This window comes from Shewanella sp. 1180_01 (genome assembly GCF_052850535.1).
Window position 1 is genome coordinate 21789 of the sequence record NZ_VXCT01000024.1, and the last position, 19657, is coordinate 41445.

The window sequence follows — 19657 nt, forward strand, 5'->3', positions numbered from 1 at the left end:
ACTTAGGAGGTAAGCTGTGAGCCTCATTAATCAAATTAACCAAGCATCGACGCAGACGGCTCAAAATAAGAGTCAGTCAAATGCTGTGACGACCAACTCATCAACCAGTTCAACGGGTAATCCGTTTCTTGATGGCATAAGACTGCCAAAAGATTCGATAGTACCGGAAGCGAAAAGCCAACAGTTAACTCAAGATGACTTTTTCTCGTTATTAAGCCAACAGTTATCGATGCAGGACCCTTTTAAGCCCGTCGACAACGACCAAATGATTGCGCAGATGGCATCATTCTCGACGGTTGATGGTATTACTAAGTTGAATAATGAAATCGTTAATTTGAACGGTGTTATGACGTCGAGCCAAGCATTGCAGGCATCGGGACTTGTTGGTCGCAAGGTATTGATCCCAACCGATACAGGTAACATTTCAGCTGAAAGCCCAACAATAAAAGGTGTGATTAGCACGCCAGCTAAAATTCCTGAAATTACTGTACGTGTTGAGGATGATAAAGGCCAAGTTGTGACCACCTTTAAAGTTGATGGCAGTAAGGGGGGCAATGTCGATGTCAACTGGGATGGCCTCGATAAAGATGGAAAACCTGTAACCGCAGGTAACTATACGATCAAGGCGAGTGGTTTAGTGGATGGGAAATCCCAAGAATTGCCAGTCTCGACCTATGCTCATGTGACCAGTGTCTCTCTTGGTACGGCCAGTACTGGTGCCATTCTTAACTTGAGAGGCGGTATGGGCATCAAGTTAACCGATGTGTTAGCTGTATCTGAAACCTAAGTTTGCCTAAAAGAATTTTTGCAGCATCCGAATTGGGCGTAAGTCGCTCATCAATGAATTGAGTCAAGTGTAGAGGTGAATTATGTCGTTTAACATTGCATTGAGTGGCATTGATGCCGCGCAGAAAGATTTAAACACTACGGCGAATAACATTGCTAATGCGAACACCATTGGCTTTAAAGAGTCCCGTGCTGAATTTGCGGATGTGTACGCTAATTCTATTTTTTCAAATGCTAAAACTGCTGTTGGTGGTGGTGTTGCAACGAGTCAAGTGGCACAGCAATTCCATCAAGGCAGCTTACAACTGACGAAGAACTCCCTCGACTTGGCAATCAAAGGTGGTGGTTTCTTTGTAACGTCCTCTGAATTAGGAACATTAGATCACGCATTCACCCGTGCAGGCGCTTTTAAAGTAGATTCTAATAATTACATGGTGGATTCGGCTGGCAACTATTTACAGACTTTCCCTGTGGATAAAGACGGCAACTCAACATCTGTGAGTTTAACCACGGCTAAGCCTGTACAAATTCCCGATACTGCAGGTCGTCCAGTAAAGACTGAGAATGTCACTTTACAAATGAACTTAAATGCTAAAGCTGAAGCACTAGATCCTGCTTTATTTGATCCCGCCGATCCAAAAACTTATAACAATGTCACTTCAATGACTATTTATGACTCTCTCGGTGAGGGCCACATCATGACCACGTACTTTGTGAAGCCTAAAGACGGTGCATATAATGGTGAGAGTAATTGGGTGGCTTATTATGCTATTGATAATAAACCTGTAAATTTAAATGGCCCTGCAGGTAAATACGATGTGGATACTGATGGTGACGGTAGTCCAGATGTGCCACCTGTTGCGGGCGGTGGTGGTGTTTCAGCGCAAACTGCTGGTGGCTGGACGGGGGCGGTGCTGAAGTTTAACTCAGTTGGAGCCTATATTGACAGTAATCCTGCAGTTATTACTACGGCGCCACTTGGTAATAAACCAGCTGGTGTATTAGGTGCTGGAGCGGATGCCACTCAAGCATTAACAGTGAAGTTCAATGCGCCAACGCAATATGCAGATCCTTTTGCGGCGACTGAATTGAAACAAGATGGTACGACGGTTGGTCGTTTAACTAACGTTGAAATTGGTGCTAATGGTTTAATTACTGCAAGTTACTCGAACCATTTAAGTGTGCCTTTAGCACGAGTTGCCTTGGTTCGATTTGCTAACGAACAAGGTTTAACACAGGTGGGTAATACGTCGTGGAAAGCCAGTTTGAATTCTGGCCCTGCTCTTGCTGGTGAGGCAAACAGTGGTACTTTTGGTAGCATCAAGTCATCGGCGTTAGAGCGATCGAACATCGATTTGACCACTGAACTGGTTGATTTAATTTCTGCGCAGCGTAATTTCCAAGCAAACTCTCGTACCCTTGAAGTGAACAACACGCTGCAACAAACCGTATTACAAATCCGCTAATCATTACATTGTATGACTAAGTGTTGCCGCCAGTGGCAACACTTAGCCTTTATCCTACTGTCAATTCACTTCATTTTCCTATTCTTCAATTCTATCAGTAAATTAAAAGTCAATTTTGTTGGCATGATGCTTGCTTTGCTATTGTCATGTAGAAAATTTGACGGAGCAGTCTGTGGACAAATTCCTTTATGTCGCCATGAGTGGTGCTAAGCAAAATATGAATGAGCTGGCGCTCCGTGCGAACAACTTAGCTAACGCGAATACCGACGGTTTTAAATCCGATATGGCGCAAGCTCGCTCGATGCAGGCCTTCGGTGAAGGATTGCCGACAAGGGTGTTTGCGATGACAGAATCTCCGTCAGCTAATTTTCGCTCTGGTCCCATAAAAACCACTGGACGAGATCTCGATGTTGCCATTAAAGGCGACGGCTGGTTTGCCGTGCAGGCAAAAGATGGCAGTGAAGCCTATACCCGCTCAGGCAGTTTAAGTTTCGACTCTACGGGTTTACTACACAATGACAGGGGAAATCCTGTTATGGGTGATGCTGGTCCCATAGTGTTGCCGCTTCCTATCGAGAAAGTTTCAATTTCTCAGGATGGCATTATTTCTGTGCGACCTCAGGGCGCTACCGCTGAGGTTGTGGAAGAAGTCGGTCGCTTGAAACTCGTTAATCCGGGTAATGCCGAGATGATGCGGGGTGAGGACGGACTGTTCCGGCTCGTGTCGGGCAATATCGCTCCTACCGATCCTAGCGTAGGGGTTGAAAGTGGCGCAGTGGAAGGCAGTAACGTAAATCCTGTCGATGAAATGGTGTCTTTGATTGACCTTCAGCGTCAGTTTGAATTGCAAGTCAAGATGATGAAAACCGCGGAAGAAAATGATCGCGCTTCATCTTCATTAATGCGTATTAGTTAGGAGATAGATTATGCATCCGGCGTTATGGATTAGTAAAACTGGCTTAGACGCACAGCAAACTGACATTGCGGTGATCTCGAACAACGTGGCGAACGCCAGCACTGTGGGCTACAAGAAAAGTCGCGCAGTATTTGAAGATTTGCTTTACCAAACAGTTAACCAAGCGGGCGGTGTCAGCGCTTCTAACATTAAGTTACCTAATGGATTAAACATAGGTGCGGGTACCAAAGTTGTCGCCACACAGAAAATGTTTACCCAAGGCAACATGCTGACTACGGATAACTCATTGGATCTGATGATTGAGGGCCCAGGTTTTTTTGAAATCCAGCTACCCGATGGTACTGCGGCCTATACTCGAAATGGTCAGTTTACCTTAGACGATACGGGCCAGATTGTGACGCCAGGTTCTGGCTACTTGCTGCAACCCGCGATCACGATTCCTGACAATGCGACTAGTATTACCGTTTCCGCTGAGGGTGAAGTTTCAGTGAAAACCCCAGGTACAGCAGAGAACCAAGTTGTGGGTCAGTTGACTATGACGGATTTTATTAATCCATCGGGTCTGGATCCTATGGGGCAAAACTTATACACGGAAACCGGTGCGAGCGGCACGCCCATTCAAGGTACTGCTTCGTTAGATGGCATGGGAGCGATTCGTCAAGGCGCCTTAGAAACCTCTAACGTTAACGTGACCGAAGAACTTGTGAATCTTATCGAAAGTCAGCGCATTTACGAGATGAACTCCAAAGTGATTTCAGCGGTAGATCAGATGCTGTCTTACGTGACTCAGAATTTATAGAGGCAAACATCATGGCTAGATATCTTGTGTTGGCCGTCGCGTTATTGCTTGCAGCTTGTAGCTCGACGCAAAAGAAACCCCTTGCGGATGATCCCTTTTATGCGCCGGTATACCCAGAGGCACCGCCGACAAAAATTGCCGCGACTGGTTCTATTTATCAAGACAGTCAAGCATCTAGCTTGTATTCGGATATACGTGCTCACAAAGTTGGCGACATTATCACTATCGTTTTGAAAGAGTCGACTCAAGCTAAGAAGAGTGCAGGCAATCAGATCAAAAAAGGCTCTGATATGAGCTTAGATCCTATCTTCGCCGGTGGTAGTAATATCTCCGTTGGCGGAGTACCAATTGATTTACGTTATAAAGATAGCATGAACACTAAACGTGAATCGGATGCGGATCAGAGTAATAGTTTAGATGGCAGCATTTCGGCAAACGTGATGCAAGTGCTGAACAACGGCAGCTTAGTGATCCGCGGTGAAAAATGGATCTCAATTAACAATGGTGATGAGTTTATTCGCGTCACTGGTCTGGTTCGCTCGCAGGACATTAAACCCGATAACACTATCGATTCAACGCGGATGGCAAATGCCCGTATTCAATACAGTGGCACAGGTACTTTCGCAGATGCTCAAAAAGTGGGCTGGTTAAGCCAGTTCTTTATGAGCGACTGGTGGCCCTTCTAAGGAGTCGTATCATGAAATATAAACTGGTGTTAGCCGTTGCCGTGCTAGTGTTTTCTCTACCTAGTCAGGCTGAACGAATTAAAGATATTGCCAATGTGCAGGGCGTACGCAGTAACCAGTTGATCGGTTATGGCTTAGTGGTTGGTTTGCCGGGAACGGGTGAAAAAACCAGTTATACCGAACAAACCTTTATGACTATGCTGAAAAATTTCGGTATTAATCTTCCTGACAACGTCAAACCAAAGATTAAAAACGTCGCTGTGGTTGCCGTACACGCCGATATGCCAGCCTTTATAAAACCGGGTCAAGATCTTGACGTCACCGTATCTAGCTTAGGCGAAGCCAAAAGTTTACGCGGCGGCACCTTATTGCAAACCTTTTTGAAAGGCGTTGACGGTAATGTGTATGCCATAGCCCAAGGCAGCTTAGTGGTGAGTGGTTTTAGTGCCGATGGTTTAGATGGTTCAAAGGTGATCCAAAATACTCCAACTGTTGGCCGTATACCCAATGGCGCGATTGTCGAGCGCAGTGTGGCGACCCCATTTTCAACCGGCGATTATTTGACGTTTAACTTACGTCGTTCTGATTTTTCGACTGCACAACGGATGGCCGATGCGATTAATGAGCTATTAGGCCCTGATATGGCGCGTCCTTTAGACGCAACATCTGTGCAGGTCAGTGCTCCGCGTGATGTATCACAACGGGTGTCTTTTTTAGCAACGCTTGAAAATCTGGATGTTATCCCCGCAGAAGAATCTGCCAAAGTGATCGTTAACTCACGCACTGGAACCATAGTGGTTGGGCAAAACGTGCGCTTACTCCCAGCGGCGATTACCCATGGCGGCATGACAGTCACGATTGCTGAGGCAACCCAGGTTTCACAGCCAAACGCCTTAGCCAATGGTCAAACAACTGTCACGAGCAATAGTACGATTACAGCGACAGAAAGTGACCGCCGTATGTTTATGTTTAATCCAGGCACTACGCTGGATGAGCTGGTTAGAGCGGTTAATTTAGTCGGTGCAGCCCCCTCAGATGTGTTAGCAATACTTGAGGCATTAAAAGTGGCAGGAGCTTTGCATGGTGAACTTATCATCATCTAATTTCTGTCGGGAAAATCATGGAAAAGCTTTCAAGTTCATCACATTTTCTTGACCTGGGCGGCTTAGATTCACTCCGCGCCCAGGCTCAGAAGGATGAGAAGGGCGCCTTGAAAAAGGTCGCCCAACAATTTGAAGGTATTTTCGTGCAAATGCTGATGAAAAGTATGCGCGATGCCAATGCGGTTTTTCAGTCTGATAGTCCTCTCAATAGCCAATACACTAAGTTTTACGAGCAGATGCGCGATCAGCAGTTATCGGTCGATTTATCTGACAAAGGGGTATTGGGCCTTGCCGATATGATGGTGCAGCAACTTTCCCCTGAAACCAGTCATTTCACGCCAGCATCGGTATTACGCGACGATGGCGGTATGAAAATGCTCCATGATGCTAAAGCGCTTAACGTGCCAATGCAGAGTGCAGTCGCGCCAGCGGTTGAGCCCACAGTTGTTAACCATGGTGTCCCCGCTGCAATTGCTCGACCAGCATTTGAGCCCGATAGAGCCATGGATGCAAACTCATCAATGGACATTGATACGCCTAATCGTTTACTGGCAATTGATTCACCTAAGCCAAGCTGGAGCGAACAGTCACTTTCTGTCGTCGACCCTGTGATTAGCGGCCAAGTTTTGCCGACGGCAGCTTTTAGGGAAACTCAGAAGATAGTCCGCTTCGGTAGTCGCGAAGAGTTTTTGGCGACCTTATATCCACACGCTGAAAAAGCGGCAAAAGCATTAGGTACCCAGCCAGAAGTATTGTTGGCGCAATCGGCACTTGAAACTGGCTGGGGACAAAAAATTGTTCGCGGTAATAACGGCGCGCCAAGTCATAACCTATTCAATATTAAAGCTGATCGTCGTTGGCAAGGCGATAAAGCGAACGTCAGCACCTTAGAATTCGAACACGGTGTGGCTGTGCAGCAAAAAGCCGACTTCCGTGTTTACAGTGACTTTGAACATAGTTTCAACGATTTTGTGTCCTTCATTGCCGAAGGCGATCGTTATCAAGATGCGAAGAAAGTGGCGGCTTCGCCAACTCAGTTTATTCGAGCTTTGCAGGATGCGGGTTATGCCACAGATCCTAGATATGCTGAAAAAGTCATTAAAGTGATGCAGTCCATCAGTGAAGAGCTGAAATCAATTCTGCCAGGAGAAGACAAATGATGAACCTTACAACCCTGTTTGTTCATAGGAGTGTCAACTAATGGCCGTTGATCTGCTGAATATTGCGCGAACTGGGGTGCTTGCCTCCCAGTCGCAACTGGGTGTCACCGGTAATAACATTGCTAACGCCAATACCGCGGGTTACCACAGACAAGTGGCTACTCAGTCGACTCTAGAATCACAGCGTTTAGGCAATAGCTTTTATGGCACAGGAACTTACGTTAATGACGTTAAGCGAATCTACAATGACTATGCTGCAAGAGAGTTGCGCATTGGCCAAACAACGCTCAGTGCTGCCGAAGCCAGCTACGGTAAATTGAGTGAACTCGATCAGCTATTTTCACAAATAGGCAAAGTTGTGCCACAAAGCTTAAATGACCTGTTTGCAGGTATGAATAGCGTGGCGGACTTACCCGCTGATTTGGGCATCCGCAGCTCGACCTTAACGAATGCGCAGCAAGTCGCCAGTAGCCTGAATCAGATGCAGTCTTATTTGAATGGTCAGCTCGATCAAACCAATGACCAGATAACCGGCATGACTAAGCGTATTAATGAGATCAGTACAGAACTTGCCAACTTAAACCTAGAGCTGATGAAGTCACCGAATCAAGATGCGCAGTTACTCGATAAGCAAGATGCACTCGTTCAAGAATTAAGCCAGTACGCCCAAGTGAATGTCATCCCGCAAGAAAATGGTGCAAAGAGTATCATGCTCGGTGGCTCTGTGATGCTGGTTTCCGGTGAGATTGCCATGAGTATGGGCACTCAAGCGGGTAACCCATTTCCCAAAGAGTTACAGCTTAACTCAAGTATTGGTTCGCAAAGCGTCACAGTTGACCCAAGTAAGCTTGGCGGTCAGCTAGGAGCTATGTTTGATTATCGTGATCAGACGTTAATTCCCGCAGGTCATGAGCTTGACCAATTAGCTTTGGGCGTGGCTGATAACTTCAACAAAATGCAAGCGCAAGGCATTGACCTCAATGGGCAAGTCGGCGCCAATATCTTCAAAGATATCAATGATCCTATGATGTCCTTGGGCCGTGTGGCAGGTTTTTCTGGTAATACGGGCAATGCAACGTTAGGCGTCACCATCGATGATAGCAGTCTATTAACTGGTGGTGCCTACGAGCTGTCATTTACCTCGCCTGCCACTTATGAATTGAGAGATACGGAAACGGGGACGATAACACCGCTGACGTTAACGGGCTCGACATTATCGGGTGGTTCTGGATTTTCAATTGACATAAAAGCAGGCGCTATGGCGTCGGGGGATCGCTTTGCCATTCGCCCGACAGCGGGCGCCTCAAATGGCATTGAAGTTGTCATGAAAGACCCTAAAGGTATTGCCGCCGCATCCCCAAAGATTACCGCAGATGCCGCTAACTCGGGCAATACCCAAGTTAAGTTGACTCAAATTGGCAATCGCAATGCCGCAAATTTCCCTGTGACGGGCAGTGAATTGACGATCAAACTCGACACCACAGTCGTGCCACCCACCTATGAAGCATTTGATGCCGCAGGAACATCACTTGGGGCTGCTACAACTTATACCCCACCGAGTATCAGCGCCTTTGGTTTTACCTTCGAAGTAGATAGTACAGCTGCAGCAGGCAATGACAGATTTACCTTCGATTTATCCTTCGCAGAGGGGGATAACTCTAATGCTGTCGCTATGGCTAAGTTGAGCGAAAGTAAGGTGATGAATGGGGGAAAGTCGACCCTAGCTGATGTGTTCGAGAATACTAAGCTCGAGGTAGGCAGTAAAACGAAAGCGGCCAAAGTGCGTACAGGTTCGGCAGAGGCCGTGTATCAACAAGCTTATGCGCGCGTAGAGAGTGAGTCGGGCGTGAACTTAGATGAAGAAGCGGCAAATTTAATGCGTTTTCAGCAAGCCTATCAAGCCTCTGCGCGGATCATGACGACTGCACAGCAGATTTTTGACACCTTATTATCCTCAGTGCGTTAGGAGATTTAACTATGCGATTATCATCCGCGCAGCTCTTTAATCAAAGCATTACCAGTGTGCTGCAAAAGCAAACAGCGACCAGCAAAATTATTGACCAATTGAGAAGTGGTAAGAAAGTCAATACTGCTGGTGATGATCCTGTGGCGTCACAGGGTATTGATAATCTGAATCAGAAAAATGCACTCGTCGATCAGTTTATGAAGAACATAGATTATGCAACGAATCGTCTTGCCGTGACTGAAAGTAAACTCGGTAGTGCTGAAGATTTGACCGGTTCGATGCGTGAGCAAGTTATGCGCGCGATAAACGGCACACTATCTGGAACTGAGCGGCAAATGATTGCCGATGAGATGAAAGGCAGCTTGGAAGAGTTGCTTTCTATTGCGAATAGTAAGGATGAATCTGGCAATTATATGTTCTCCGGTTTCAGTACCGATAAAGAACCTTTTGCTTTTGATAATTCGACGCCGCCTAAAATTGTGTATAGCGGTGATTCTGGCGTCAGAAATAGTTTAGTGCAAACGGGTGTGGCCATGGGGACAAACATCCCTGGCGATAGCGCGTTTATGAAAGCACCCAATGGACTTGGTGATTATAGCGTCAATTATTTGGCCAGCCAGCAGGGGGAGTTTAGCGTTAAAACGGCAAAAATTGCTGATGCTGCAACTTATGTAGCTGATACATATACGTTTAACTTTACTGATAATGGCGCTGGTGGCACGAATTTACAAGTGCTCGATTCTGCTAATAATCCTGTCGCAAACGTCGCTAATTTTGATGCGACCAATCCCGTTAGCTTTAATGGTATAGACGTTAAAATTGATGGAAAACCCAGCGCTGGCGATAGTTTCACCATGGAACCCCAGGCCGAGGTCAGTATTTTCGATACGATCAGCAGTGCGATTGCATTAATTGAAGATCCTAATTCCGCTAACACGCCTCAAGGGCGAGCTCAGTTGGCACAGATATTGAATAACATTGATAGTGGCGTCAATCAAATTAGTTCTGCCAGAAGTGTGGCAGGGAATAATCTGAAAGTTGTCGAAAGTTACACAGAGACACATACCGAGGAGAAAGTGGTGAACACATCAGCGCTATCACTCTTGGAAGATCTCGATTATGCATCAGCGATTACGGAATTTGAAAAGCAACAGCTTGCATTGAACGCAGTCTCAAACGTGTTTAGTAAGGTGGGTTCTGTTTCCCTGTTCGACTTTATTTAACAGAAAGCAAGTACCTATCCATCTGTAAGATAAATTGTTAAAAATTTAGCCAAGCTCCAAGCCTTGGCGGTATAACTAGGAAGAGGAACTCAACATGGCTATTACAGTTAATACCAACGTGACTTCAATGAAGGCACAAAAGAATTTAAATACTTCTAGTAGCGGTTTATCGACCTCTATGGAACGTCTATCAAGTGGTCTGCGCATTAACAGCGCTAAAGATGATGCCGCAGGTCTAGCCATATCTAACCGCTTGAACAGCCAAGTACGCGGTCTAGAAGTGGGCATGCGAAATGCAAATGACGCGATTTCAATTGCTCAAATCGCCGAAGGTGCGATGCAAGAACAAACGAACATGCTCCAACGTATGCGTGATTTAACCATTCAAGCAGAAAATGGTGCAAACAGTACTGACGATATTTCAGCACTGAAAGCTGAAATGGATCAGTTAGTTACTGAGATTGATAACATAGGCACAAGTACAGCGTTTGGTAATACAAAGCTGTTACAAGGTGGATTCTCGGCAGGGAAAGTGTTCCAAGTCGGTCACCAAGAAGGTGAAGATGTCGTTGTAAAAGTGAAGAAAACAGATAAAACATCTTTATCAGTGGCTGGCTTAGCGTTGGCGAGTTCTGCAAACCGCGCATCATCGCTCAAGGCGATTGATAAAGCCATTAAATCGATTGACACCCAACGTGCTGATTTAGGTGCGGTACAAAACCGTTTAGCACATAACATTAGTAACAGTGCGAACACACAAGCTAACGTTGCTGATGCTAAGAGTCGTATCGTGGATGTCGATTTTGCGAAGGAAACCTCACAAATGACTAAGAATCAAGTATTACAACAAACGGGTTCTGCAATGCTTGCACAGGCTAACCAGTTACCTCAAGTTGCACTATCTCTCCTTGGTTAATGCCATTGATGTGAAATGGTATTGAAGTGCTTTTGCCTACTTGTTCTAGAATCTTCTAGGAAAGTAGGCAAAGTTTTTATTAAAGATAGTTATCTATTTGAAAAAAATGATTATTTTTGAAAAGTTATTATTTTTTAAAAATAATCCTAAAGATAAAAAAGGTGCTGCCGTTAAATATACTGTAACCACTAAGACCCGCCTGGCTTAATAAGTAGACAGGCAAGTTGAATAAGCCAGGTATAAAGAGGAAACGAATCATGGCCATTACAGTAAACACGAACGTCACATCTTTAAAAGCGCAAAAGAACTTAAATACATCAGCTGGCGGTTTGGCCACATCAATGGAACGTTTATCCAGTGGTCTGCGTATTAACAGTGCTAAGGACGATGCTGCCGGTCTAGCAATTTCTAACCGTCTGAATAGCCAAGTACGCGGCCTTGAAGTCGGTATGCGTAACGCTAACGATGCTATTTCAATCGCACAAATTGCTGAAGGTGCGATGCAAGAGCAAACTAACATGTTACAACGTATGCGAGACTTGACTGTTCAGGCTGAAAACGGTGCAAACAGTACCGATGATATCGCTGCTTTAAAAGCTGAGATTGACCAGTTAGTGATAGAAATTGATGATATTGGTAAGAACACTGCTTTCGGTACAACTAAATTAATGCAGGGTGGTTTCTCTGCTGGTAAGAAGTTCCAAGTCGGTCACCAAGAAGGTGAAGATGTTACCGTGAAGGTGAAAAAAACGGATAAGACCTCTTTATCTGTAAGTGGCATAGCATTAGCTACCTCTGCAAACCGAGCATCTTCTCTTGCTGCAATTGACAAAGCGATTAAAACAATTGATACCCAACGTGCTGACTTAGGTGCGATGCAAAACCGTCTAGCGCATAACATCAGTAACAGTGCAAACACCCAAGCTAACGTTGCCGATGCTAAGAGCCGTATCGTTGATGTGGATTTCGCGAAAGAAACATCGCAAATGACAAAGAATCAAGTACTACAGCAAACGGGTTCTGCTATGTTGGCCCAAGCTAACCAGTTACCTCAAGTGGCCTTATCACTACTGTAGTCTTCAGTAGCAATACGGATAAGTGATAAGGGAGGTTCGGCAACGGATCTCCCTTTGCCACATTAATAGGTTAATTAAGCTTTATAGTGTAATTGTTTTGTGAGGTTGTGTTAGAACAATTACTTAATTTGCTGAGGTATGGCTATGGATATCAATATAGCAAGTTCATCTTCTATGGTTCACAATAAAGTTGATTTAACTCAAGCACCGCTTAAAACATCTGCTTCAGATGTCGAGTTAAAGCGGGATGCCGAGGTATCGACGATTGACCAAACCGTGGAACAGAGTGCAATAAGTAATGAACAGGACCCAAGTAAGTTGAATCAGCTTGCTACCGATCTATCTGATATGATGTCGATGATGCGTAAAGGGCTAGCATTTAAGGTTGATGAAACTTCGGGGCAAGCTGTTGTTACTGTACTTGACAGGGATACTGGTGATGTCATTAGGCAGATGCCGAGTGAAGAAGCATTAGCCCTAGCTGAAAAATTATCTGAAGTCACTGGGCTTTTGATGAAAACAGAGGCGTAGATTTACATATTACTAGTAGTAATCGTTGAAGAGTGAGAGGTTTATATGGCATTAACTGCGACAGGCATGGGTTCTGGCCTTAAAATTAGTGAAATTGTGCAAGTTCTAGTCGATGCTGAAAAAACACCGAAAGAAGCGATGTTTAATAAAAAGGAAGACAGCATTAAAGCAAAGGTTTCTGCCATGGGAACCTTAAAAAGTGCGTTGTCTACGTTTCAAGATGCCTTAAAAAAACTTCAAACTGGTGATGCTCTTAATCAACGAAAAATCTCTGTTAGTAATGAAACTTATTTAACTGCCACAGCAGACAAGACGGCACAAGCGGGTAGCTATGGTATTAAAGTTGAGCAGCTCGCGGTCAATCATAAACTTGCTGGAATAAACGTAGCAGATCCTGTATTGCCTGTCGGTGAAGGAAGTTTAGATTTTGGCATCAATGGCAAGAGCTTTTCTGTTGATATTGCTGCAACCGACTCATTATCTGACATTGCTAAGAAAGTTAATAAATCATCAGATAATACAGGTGTGACGGCGACAGTTATTACCAGTGATGCTGGCAGTCGGTTGATTTTTAGCTCTAATAAATCGGGTGAAGATAATCAAATCAGTATTACAGCTAATGACACGTCTGGTACTGGTCTGAATGATATGTTTGGTGCAGGAAATATTACCACGCTTCAAAATGCTAAGAATTCAGTTGTTTACATTGATAATCAGAAGGTTACCTCACAAACAAATGAGGTTAAAAATGCTATTGCAGGTATGACGTTAAACTTAACTGATGCCGATCTTTCTAAGACGACTACATTAAAAATTGAACAAGATGATGATGCGGTTAAGACCAATGTTAAAGCTTTTGTTGACGCTTACAATAGCTTAGCCACTGCCGTTGATAAGATGTCGTCCTATGATAAGGACAAGAAAACCGCAGCTGCATTACAGGGCGACTCTATGGTTCGCTCGATAGAATCTCAATTACGAAGCATATCGAGTGAGCGAATTGATACTGATGGTGGTAATTCGATTGCCTTATATGACATAGGTATTAAAACAGATAGATATGGTAAGTTATCTATTGATGATACTAAACTTGATAAAGTGCTTTCAGAGGACATGTCTAGTGTTGAGGCGTTATTTTCAACGCCCGATAAAGGGCTTGCCAATCGTTTTTATGATCTTGCTGACAGCTACGTTAAGTCACGTGGACTAATTGACTCTCGTCAAACTGGATATACCAATCAGCAAAGCCAAATCACAGATCAAAGAGAAGCCTTTAAGCTTAAAATGGATCAGCTAACAGCGCGTTTAACTAAGCAGTATAATGCTATGGATCTTGTCGTTGGCAAACTTAATCAGCAGAGTAGCGGCCTCATTGATCGTATTAATTCACTTCCTGGTGCGGTTAAGAAAGGAAAATAAACTTTTAATGAGTAAAGGAGTTGTTAGTGAAACAACTTGATGAGCTAAATGCCATTTTGAGTGAAATCTTAAATAAATTGACGCAGATCCCTGCTGAAGAACCTCAAACTGACGAGTTGGTGTCGAACTTGCAGGTACTGGTTGGAGAGCGTCAACTTTTACTCGATGTATTAGTGGCTGATGCGAATATGACGGATGTTGAGTATCTTCAACGTCAACTTGACCTTACTCAAGAGTACACAAGTAAAGCAAGTGTTGTAATGGCAGATAGGCAAGCATTATTACATGCAGGCAGTAAGAATAAACGCCAGATTAGTGTTTATAAGACTATAGATTCAAATAGGTAGGTGTTTATGAGAGGTTCACTGCAATCATACCGTAAGGTTTCATTAGAAAGTGAAATTACCGTTGCTTCACCACATCGTATTATTCAGCTTATGTTCGCGGGAGCACTGCAACGTTTAGCGCAGAGTCGTCTTGCGATTGAACAAAATGATCTGTCTAATAAAGGTATGTATATTGGCAAGGCTATTGGGATTATTACTGGTTTAAACAATAGCTTAGATATGGATGCTGGTGGACAGATAGCAAGAAATTTGAGTGATCTTTATGATTTCATGTTGCGTAAAATTTCTGAAGCTAACATCAATAATGATGTGAAAGCGATTGATGATGTATGTGAGGTTTTACGTACCATCAAAGAAGGTTGGGATGCTATTCCTGCTGATAAACATAATATATCGGCACATTCAGAAGCGGGTTAATATAATAATTTTTGATTAGAAAAAGACGCACTGGTTGCGTCTTTTTTTTGGCTTAAAGTCAAATGTTTGACGTTTTTAACTAGAATCATGGCATAAATGAACTAAAATCAATTCAGTTTGGCATAAACCTCATCTGAGGCTTGCTTCTCGTCTGCTGATAATACAATATTCATCACAGTAGTGATGGTGGCACAGATTGTTACATTGAATTTGTTAAGCTTTTACAGCAACTAATCATAAATAATTAATGCGAATTAATACATATTAGAGCTTTACGGCCTACTGAATGATGCAAACAGATCAACGAATTTTACTTATCGGCCCCTCATCAGAGCGATTAAATCGCCTGTGTTGCATTTTTGATTTTTTAGGTGAGCAAATTGCACAAATTGACGCCGAAAAATTAAGTGCTAGCCTCCAAGATACTCGTTTTCGAGCTTTAGTTATCCTAACTGATGTTATGGATGCTGATGCACTTAAAAACATCGCGGGTCAACATCCATGGCAACCTATGCTGTTGCTTGGCAACGTTGACGATCTGCAAGTGTCTAACATTCTTGGAAACATTGAGGAACCTTTAACCTATCCTCAACTCACCGAATTATTACACTTCTGCCAAGTATTTGGTCAAGTTAAACGCCCTCAAGTCCCCACAAGTGCAAATCAAACTAAGTTATTCCGAAGCTTGGTTGGGCGCAGTGATGGTATTGCCAATGTAAGACACTTGATTAATCAAGTGGCGACATCTGAGGCGACTGTACTAGTACTGGGTCAATCCGGTACCGGTAAAGAAGTGGTCGCCCGTAATATCCATTATTTGTCTGAGCGCCGTGATGGCCCTTTTATTCCTGTTAACTGTGGTGCTATACCGCCAGAGTTGTTAGAGAGTGAACTTTTTGGTCATGAGAAGGGATCATTTACTGGGGCAATTTGTTCTCGTAAGGGCCGTTTCGAATTGGCGGAAGGTGGCACACTATTTCTCGATGAAATTGGTGACATGCCATTGCAGATGCAAGTTAAATTGCTTCGTGTACTGCAAGAACGGGTATTTGAGCGTGTTGGCGGCACTAAGACCATCAATGCCGATGTGCGCGTTGTAGCAGCGACACATAGAGATTTAGAAACCATGATCAGCGTGAATGAGTTCCGCGAGGATCTCTATTACCGCCTAAACGTATTCCCGATCGAAATGCCCGCGTTGTGTGATCGCAAGGACGATGTGCCTTTGCTATTACAAGAGTTGGTGAGCCGAGTCTACAACGAAGGCCGTGGCAAGGTGCGCTTTACGCAGCGTGCGATTGAGTCGTTAAAAGAGCATGCTTGGTCTGGTAACGTGCGTGAGCTGTCTAATTTAGTCGAACGCCTCACCATTTTATATCCGGGTGGATTGGTTGATGTTAACGATTTACCCGTTAAGTATCGCCATATCGATGTGCCCGAATATTGTGTAGAGATGAGCGAAGAGCAGCAAGAACGTGATGCTTTGGCTTCTATCTTTAGTGATGAAGAGCCGGTTGAAATCCCTGAGACGCGTTTTCCCAGTGAGCTACCACCTGAAGGTGTGAACCTTAAGGATTTATTAGCAGAACTGGAAATCGACATGATACGTCAGGCACTAGAGCTGCAAGATAACGTTGTTGCTCGCGCGGCTGAGATGTTAGGAATTCGTCGTACAACGCTAGTAGAAAAAATGCGTAAGTACGGAATGACCAAAGATTAGTTTTCTATTTTATTGTTATATAAGTATTTTTTAACCTCTAAAGTTTAATTTCTAATTTGGCATAGATACTGCAGTCACTCCGTCATAAGCAATTTTTTGACGGAGTGACTATGTCAGCCAACCCACTAGCGCAAATTGAGTCATTCAAGCACACTAGCAAACAATGGAACCAACTGCGTGAGGCCGCTAATATGTCCAATCGAATGGAGCATATTTTACAGGCTATGCCATCCGGCGTGGTGATTATCAATGGCGACGGTATAGTCACGGATGCCAATCCGGTTGCAGTTGAATTACTAGAGCGCTCCTTGTGTGGCGTTCGCTGGATTGATGTGATCCACAGTGCCTTTGCGCCACAGGATGATGATGGCCACGAAGTGTCACTGCGTAATGGCCGCCGCGTTAAGCTAGCCATTACGCCACTGACGCCAGAGCCTGGTCAATTAATTGTGTTAACTGATCTGACTGAAACTCGATTATTACAGAAAAATCTATCCCATCTACAACGCTTATCTGCACTGGGTAAAATGGTTGCTACCTTGGCACATCAAGTGCGCACGCCTTTATCTGCCGCTTTGCTATATGCCTCTAATCTTGCGAGTCCTAAGTTATCCGATGCCGCTAAAGCGAAATTCCAGCAAAAGCTTGTTGATAGACTCAATGAACTGGAGCGTCAGGTTAACGACATGCTATTGATGGCGAAAGGCCGTCAGGATGAACTCGGAGATTTGATCACACTGGCTGAGGTTATCGGCAATGTATTGGCAAATTGTGAGCCGATAGCGGCTAAGCAAGGTTGTGACTTGTCATTTGATGATGCATCAAGCAGTTCGATGTTAGCCAATTCAAATGCATTAAGCTCGGCAATCAATAATTTAGTGATGAACAGTATCGAAGCTGGCGCGACTGAGATTCGTATTCAAGCGGCAGAAGAGGGCGATCAGTTACTACTGAATGTCATCGACAATGGCAAAGGTTTAGATGCCAATATGCAGCAGAAGGTACTTGAACCTTTCTTTACGACTAAGTCGCAGGGAACTGGGCTCGGGTTAGCGGTTGTGCAATCTGTGGTGCGTAATCATGGAGGACAACTGCAATTAAGTTGCTTACCGAATAAAGGCTGTACTGTGTCTTTAGTCTTCCCAAGGGCTAAATCTGCGGTGATATTACCTTTGGAGATTACCCATGTCTGAAGCAAAGTTATTGCTCGTTGAAGATGATGCCTCATTGCGTGAAGCCTTGTTGGATACCTTAATGTTGGCTCAGTATGAGTGCATTGATGTTGCCTCCGGTGAAGACGCTATTTTAGCCTTGAAACAACATCAATTTGATTTAGTCATTAGCGATGTGCAGATGCAAGGCATTGGTGGGTTAGGATTATTAAACTTCCTACAGCAACATCATCCTAAGTTGCCAGTGTTGTTGATGACTGCTTATGCCACGATTGGTAGTGCGGTGGATGCCATTAAATTGGGCGCTGTCGATTACTTAGCGAAACCATTTGCGCCAGAAGTCTTGCTCAATCAAGTTTCCCGCTATTTGCCGTTAAAACAAAATGTGGATCAGCCAGTTGTTGCCGATGAGAAGAGTTTAGCTTTATTGGCACTGGCTCAGCGGGTTGCCGCTTCCGATGCCTCTGTTATGATCTTAGGTCCTAGCGGCTCGGGTAAAGAAGTCTTAGCCCGTTATATTCATCAACACAGTGGCCGTGCGGATCAAGCTTTTGTAGCCATTAACTGTGCAGCGATTCCTGAGAATATGCTCGAAGCCACCCTTTTTGGTTATGAAAAAGGCGCATTTACTGGTGCCTATCAAGCGTGTCCGGGGAAATTTGAGCAGGCTCAAGGTGGCACTTTGCTGCTAGATGAAATCTCTGAGATGGATTTAGGCCTACAAGCTAAGTTATTGCGGGTATTGCAAGAGCGTGAAGTTGAGCGTTTAGGCGGCCGTAAAACCATTAAGCTCGATGTGCGCGTGCTTGCCACATCTAATCGCGACTTAAAAGCCGTAGTAGCCGCCGGTGGCTTTAGGGAAGATCTCTATTATCGAATCAACGTGTTCCCCTTAGCTTGGCCCGCATTAAGTCAACGTCCTGCGGACATTCTGCCTCTTGCGCGTCATTTACTGGTTAAGCATGCCAAGGCATTGAATGTCGCCGATGTGCCTGAGTTGGATGAAAATGCACGTCGACGTTTATTGAGTCATCGCTGGCCGGGGAATGTACGTGAACTCGATAATGTGATCCAGAGGGCTTTGATATTAAGAGCCGGTCAAGTGATCACCGCTAATGACATTATTATCGATGCGCAGGATGTGATTTTAGGCGGCGAAGACCTAGATCAATTTGTTGCCGAGCCAGACGGTTTAGGCGAAGAGCTTAAAGCGCAGGAGCATGTGATTATTTTAGAAACCCTTAATCAATGCCAAGGAAGCCGCAAACTGGTCGCTGAAAAACTGGGGATAAGCGCCCGAACCTTAAGATACAAGATGGCAAGAATGCGTGATATGGGCATTCAACTGCCAAATTAGTCTTTAAATTCAAGTGATAATCTTGCAGCCTCCATATTGATTGTGAGGCTGCGTTTATTAAAATATACCACCGCAAAAGTGACCTATTTTATCCAGGATCCTTAGTTTTAACGTCTTCTTATCCTGTCAATTTGTTATCAATCACGACCATTTGAAAACTTGGCCGTTATTTTGCATTGTCCCGTTATAGGTATTTTGATCGTCAAGAACTCGACGACTGGGAGCTCAGCATGCAAATAGGCGCAAATTCATTCCTGCAAGAAATGCAGAAACTCCAAGGCGAAATTACGCCGTCTTTTGGCGTTCAGCCAAATATCATGCAGCAAGTTAATAACACCAGTGGTGCGGACTTCGGTCAGTTACTCTCGCAAGCCGTCGGCAATGTCAGCGGCTTACAGTCGACATCATCAAACCTCGCGACGCGCTTAGAAATGGGAGATACTACCGTCACTTTGTCGGATACTGTTATTGCCCGTGAGAAAGCCAGCGTCGCCTTCGAGGCAACGGTACAAGTACGTAATAAGCTTGTCGAAGCCTATAAAGAAATAATGAGCATGCCTGTCTAGGCCAGTGAATAACCCAATTAGCAGGTACGAA

General features: G+C 44.4%; 19 protein-coding genes. All 19 read left to right on the plus strand.

Annotated elements, in window-relative coordinates; genetic code table 11:
* Positions 1-16 precede the first annotated feature (16 nt).
* Positions 17-787 (plus strand): flagellar hook assembly protein FlgD, encoded by a 771-nt coding sequence (gene flgD / locus FW758_RS13505; protein ID WP_259540836.1) that lies wholly within the window; start codon positions 17-19, stop codon positions 785-787.
* A gap of 82 nt (positions 788-869) precedes the next feature.
* Positions 870-2252 carry a flagellar hook protein FlgE gene (gene flgE, locus FW758_RS13510; protein WP_446445659.1) on the plus strand — a complete coding sequence of 461 codons (1383 nt, stop codon included), beginning with the start codon at positions 870-872 and terminating at the stop codon, positions 2250-2252.
* Positions 2253-2424: 172 nt separating this feature from the next.
* On the plus strand, positions 2425-3168 hold the full coding sequence (flgF, locus tag FW758_RS13515; RefSeq protein ID WP_446445660.1) for a flagellar basal-body rod protein FlgF: 744 nt from the start codon (positions 2425-2427) through the stop codon (positions 3166-3168).
* A 10-nt stretch (positions 3169-3178) separates the two neighbouring features.
* Entirely contained in the window at positions 3179-3967 is a 789-nt protein-coding gene (gene flgG / locus FW758_RS13520; RefSeq protein WP_446445661.1) for a flagellar basal-body rod protein FlgG, read from the plus strand.
* 11 nt (positions 3968-3978) lie between these two features.
* Positions 3979-4653 carry a flagellar basal body L-ring protein FlgH gene (gene flgH / locus FW758_RS13525; RefSeq protein ID WP_012089711.1) on the plus strand — a complete coding sequence of 225 codons (675 nt, stop codon included), beginning with the start codon at positions 3979-3981 and terminating at the stop codon, positions 4651-4653.
* Between the two features lie 11 nt (positions 4654-4664).
* Positions 4665-5756 (plus strand): flagellar basal body P-ring protein FlgI, encoded by a 1092-nt coding sequence (locus FW758_RS13530; RefSeq protein WP_006082420.1) that lies wholly within the window; start codon positions 4665-4667, stop codon positions 5754-5756.
* Positions 5757-5773: 17 nt separating this feature from the next.
* Positions 5774-6916: a flagellar assembly peptidoglycan hydrolase FlgJ gene (flgJ, locus tag FW758_RS13535; protein WP_259565013.1), complete on the plus strand. Its 1143-nt coding sequence runs from the start codon at positions 5774-5776 to the stop codon at positions 6914-6916.
* Between the two features lie 40 nt (positions 6917-6956).
* On the plus strand, positions 6957-8882 hold the full coding sequence (gene flgK / locus FW758_RS13540; RefSeq protein WP_446445662.1) for a flagellar hook-associated protein FlgK: 1926 nt from the start codon (positions 6957-6959) through the stop codon (positions 8880-8882).
* 11 nt (positions 8883-8893) lie between these two features.
* The gene (gene flgL / locus FW758_RS13545) at positions 8894-10105 is read left to right on the plus strand and encodes a flagellar hook-associated protein FlgL (protein ID WP_446445663.1); all 1212 of its coding nucleotides are present in this window, start codon (positions 8894-8896) and stop codon (positions 10103-10105) included.
* A gap of 94 nt (positions 10106-10199) precedes the next feature.
* The gene (locus tag FW758_RS13550) at positions 10200-11021 is read left to right on the plus strand and encodes a flagellin N-terminal helical domain-containing protein (RefSeq protein WP_446445664.1); all 822 of its coding nucleotides are present in this window, start codon (positions 10200-10202) and stop codon (positions 11019-11021) included.
* 257 nt (positions 11022-11278) lie between these two features.
* Positions 11279-12097, plus strand: coding sequence for a flagellin N-terminal helical domain-containing protein (locus FW758_RS13555; RefSeq protein ID WP_446445665.1), 819 nt, complete (start codon positions 11279-11281; stop codon positions 12095-12097).
* A 144-nt stretch (positions 12098-12241) separates the two neighbouring features.
* Positions 12242-12628, plus strand: a complete 387-nt coding sequence (locus FW758_RS13560; RefSeq protein WP_446445666.1) for a flagellar protein FlaG — start codon at positions 12242-12244, stop codon at positions 12626-12628.
* 45 nt (positions 12629-12673) lie between these two features.
* Complete coding sequence (gene fliD, locus FW758_RS13565) at positions 12674-14047, plus strand: flagellar filament capping protein FliD (RefSeq protein WP_446445667.1); 1374 nt, start codon at positions 12674-12676, stop codon at positions 14045-14047.
* Between the two features lie 26 nt (positions 14048-14073).
* Positions 14074-14394 (plus strand): flagella biosynthesis chaperone for FliD, FliT, encoded by a 321-nt coding sequence (locus tag FW758_RS13570; RefSeq protein WP_446445668.1) that lies wholly within the window; start codon positions 14074-14076, stop codon positions 14392-14394.
* A 6-nt stretch (positions 14395-14400) separates the two neighbouring features.
* Positions 14401-14811, plus strand: coding sequence for a flagellar export chaperone FliS (gene fliS / locus FW758_RS13575; protein WP_006082411.1), 411 nt, complete (start codon positions 14401-14403; stop codon positions 14809-14811).
* Positions 14812-15097: 286 nt separating this feature from the next.
* Positions 15098-16531, plus strand: coding sequence for a sigma-54 dependent transcriptional regulator (locus FW758_RS13580; protein ID WP_006082410.1), 1434 nt, complete (start codon positions 15098-15100; stop codon positions 16529-16531).
* Between the two features lie 110 nt (positions 16532-16641).
* Positions 16642-17724 carry a sensor histidine kinase gene (locus tag FW758_RS13585; protein ID WP_446445669.1) on the plus strand — a complete coding sequence of 361 codons (1083 nt, stop codon included), beginning with the start codon at positions 16642-16644 and terminating at the stop codon, positions 17722-17724.
* Complete coding sequence (locus FW758_RS13590; RefSeq protein ID WP_446445670.1) at positions 17717-19060, plus strand: sigma-54-dependent transcriptional regulator; 1344 nt, start codon at positions 17717-17719, stop codon at positions 19058-19060. The genes FW758_RS13585 and FW758_RS13590 overlap by 8 nt, the downstream gene beginning before the upstream one ends.
* A gap of 230 nt (positions 19061-19290) precedes the next feature.
* Positions 19291-19626 carry a flagellar hook-basal body complex protein FliE gene (fliE, locus tag FW758_RS13595; RefSeq protein WP_006082407.1) on the plus strand — a complete coding sequence of 112 codons (336 nt, stop codon included), beginning with the start codon at positions 19291-19293 and terminating at the stop codon, positions 19624-19626.
* The last annotated feature ends 31 nt before the right edge of the window (positions 19627-19657 follow it).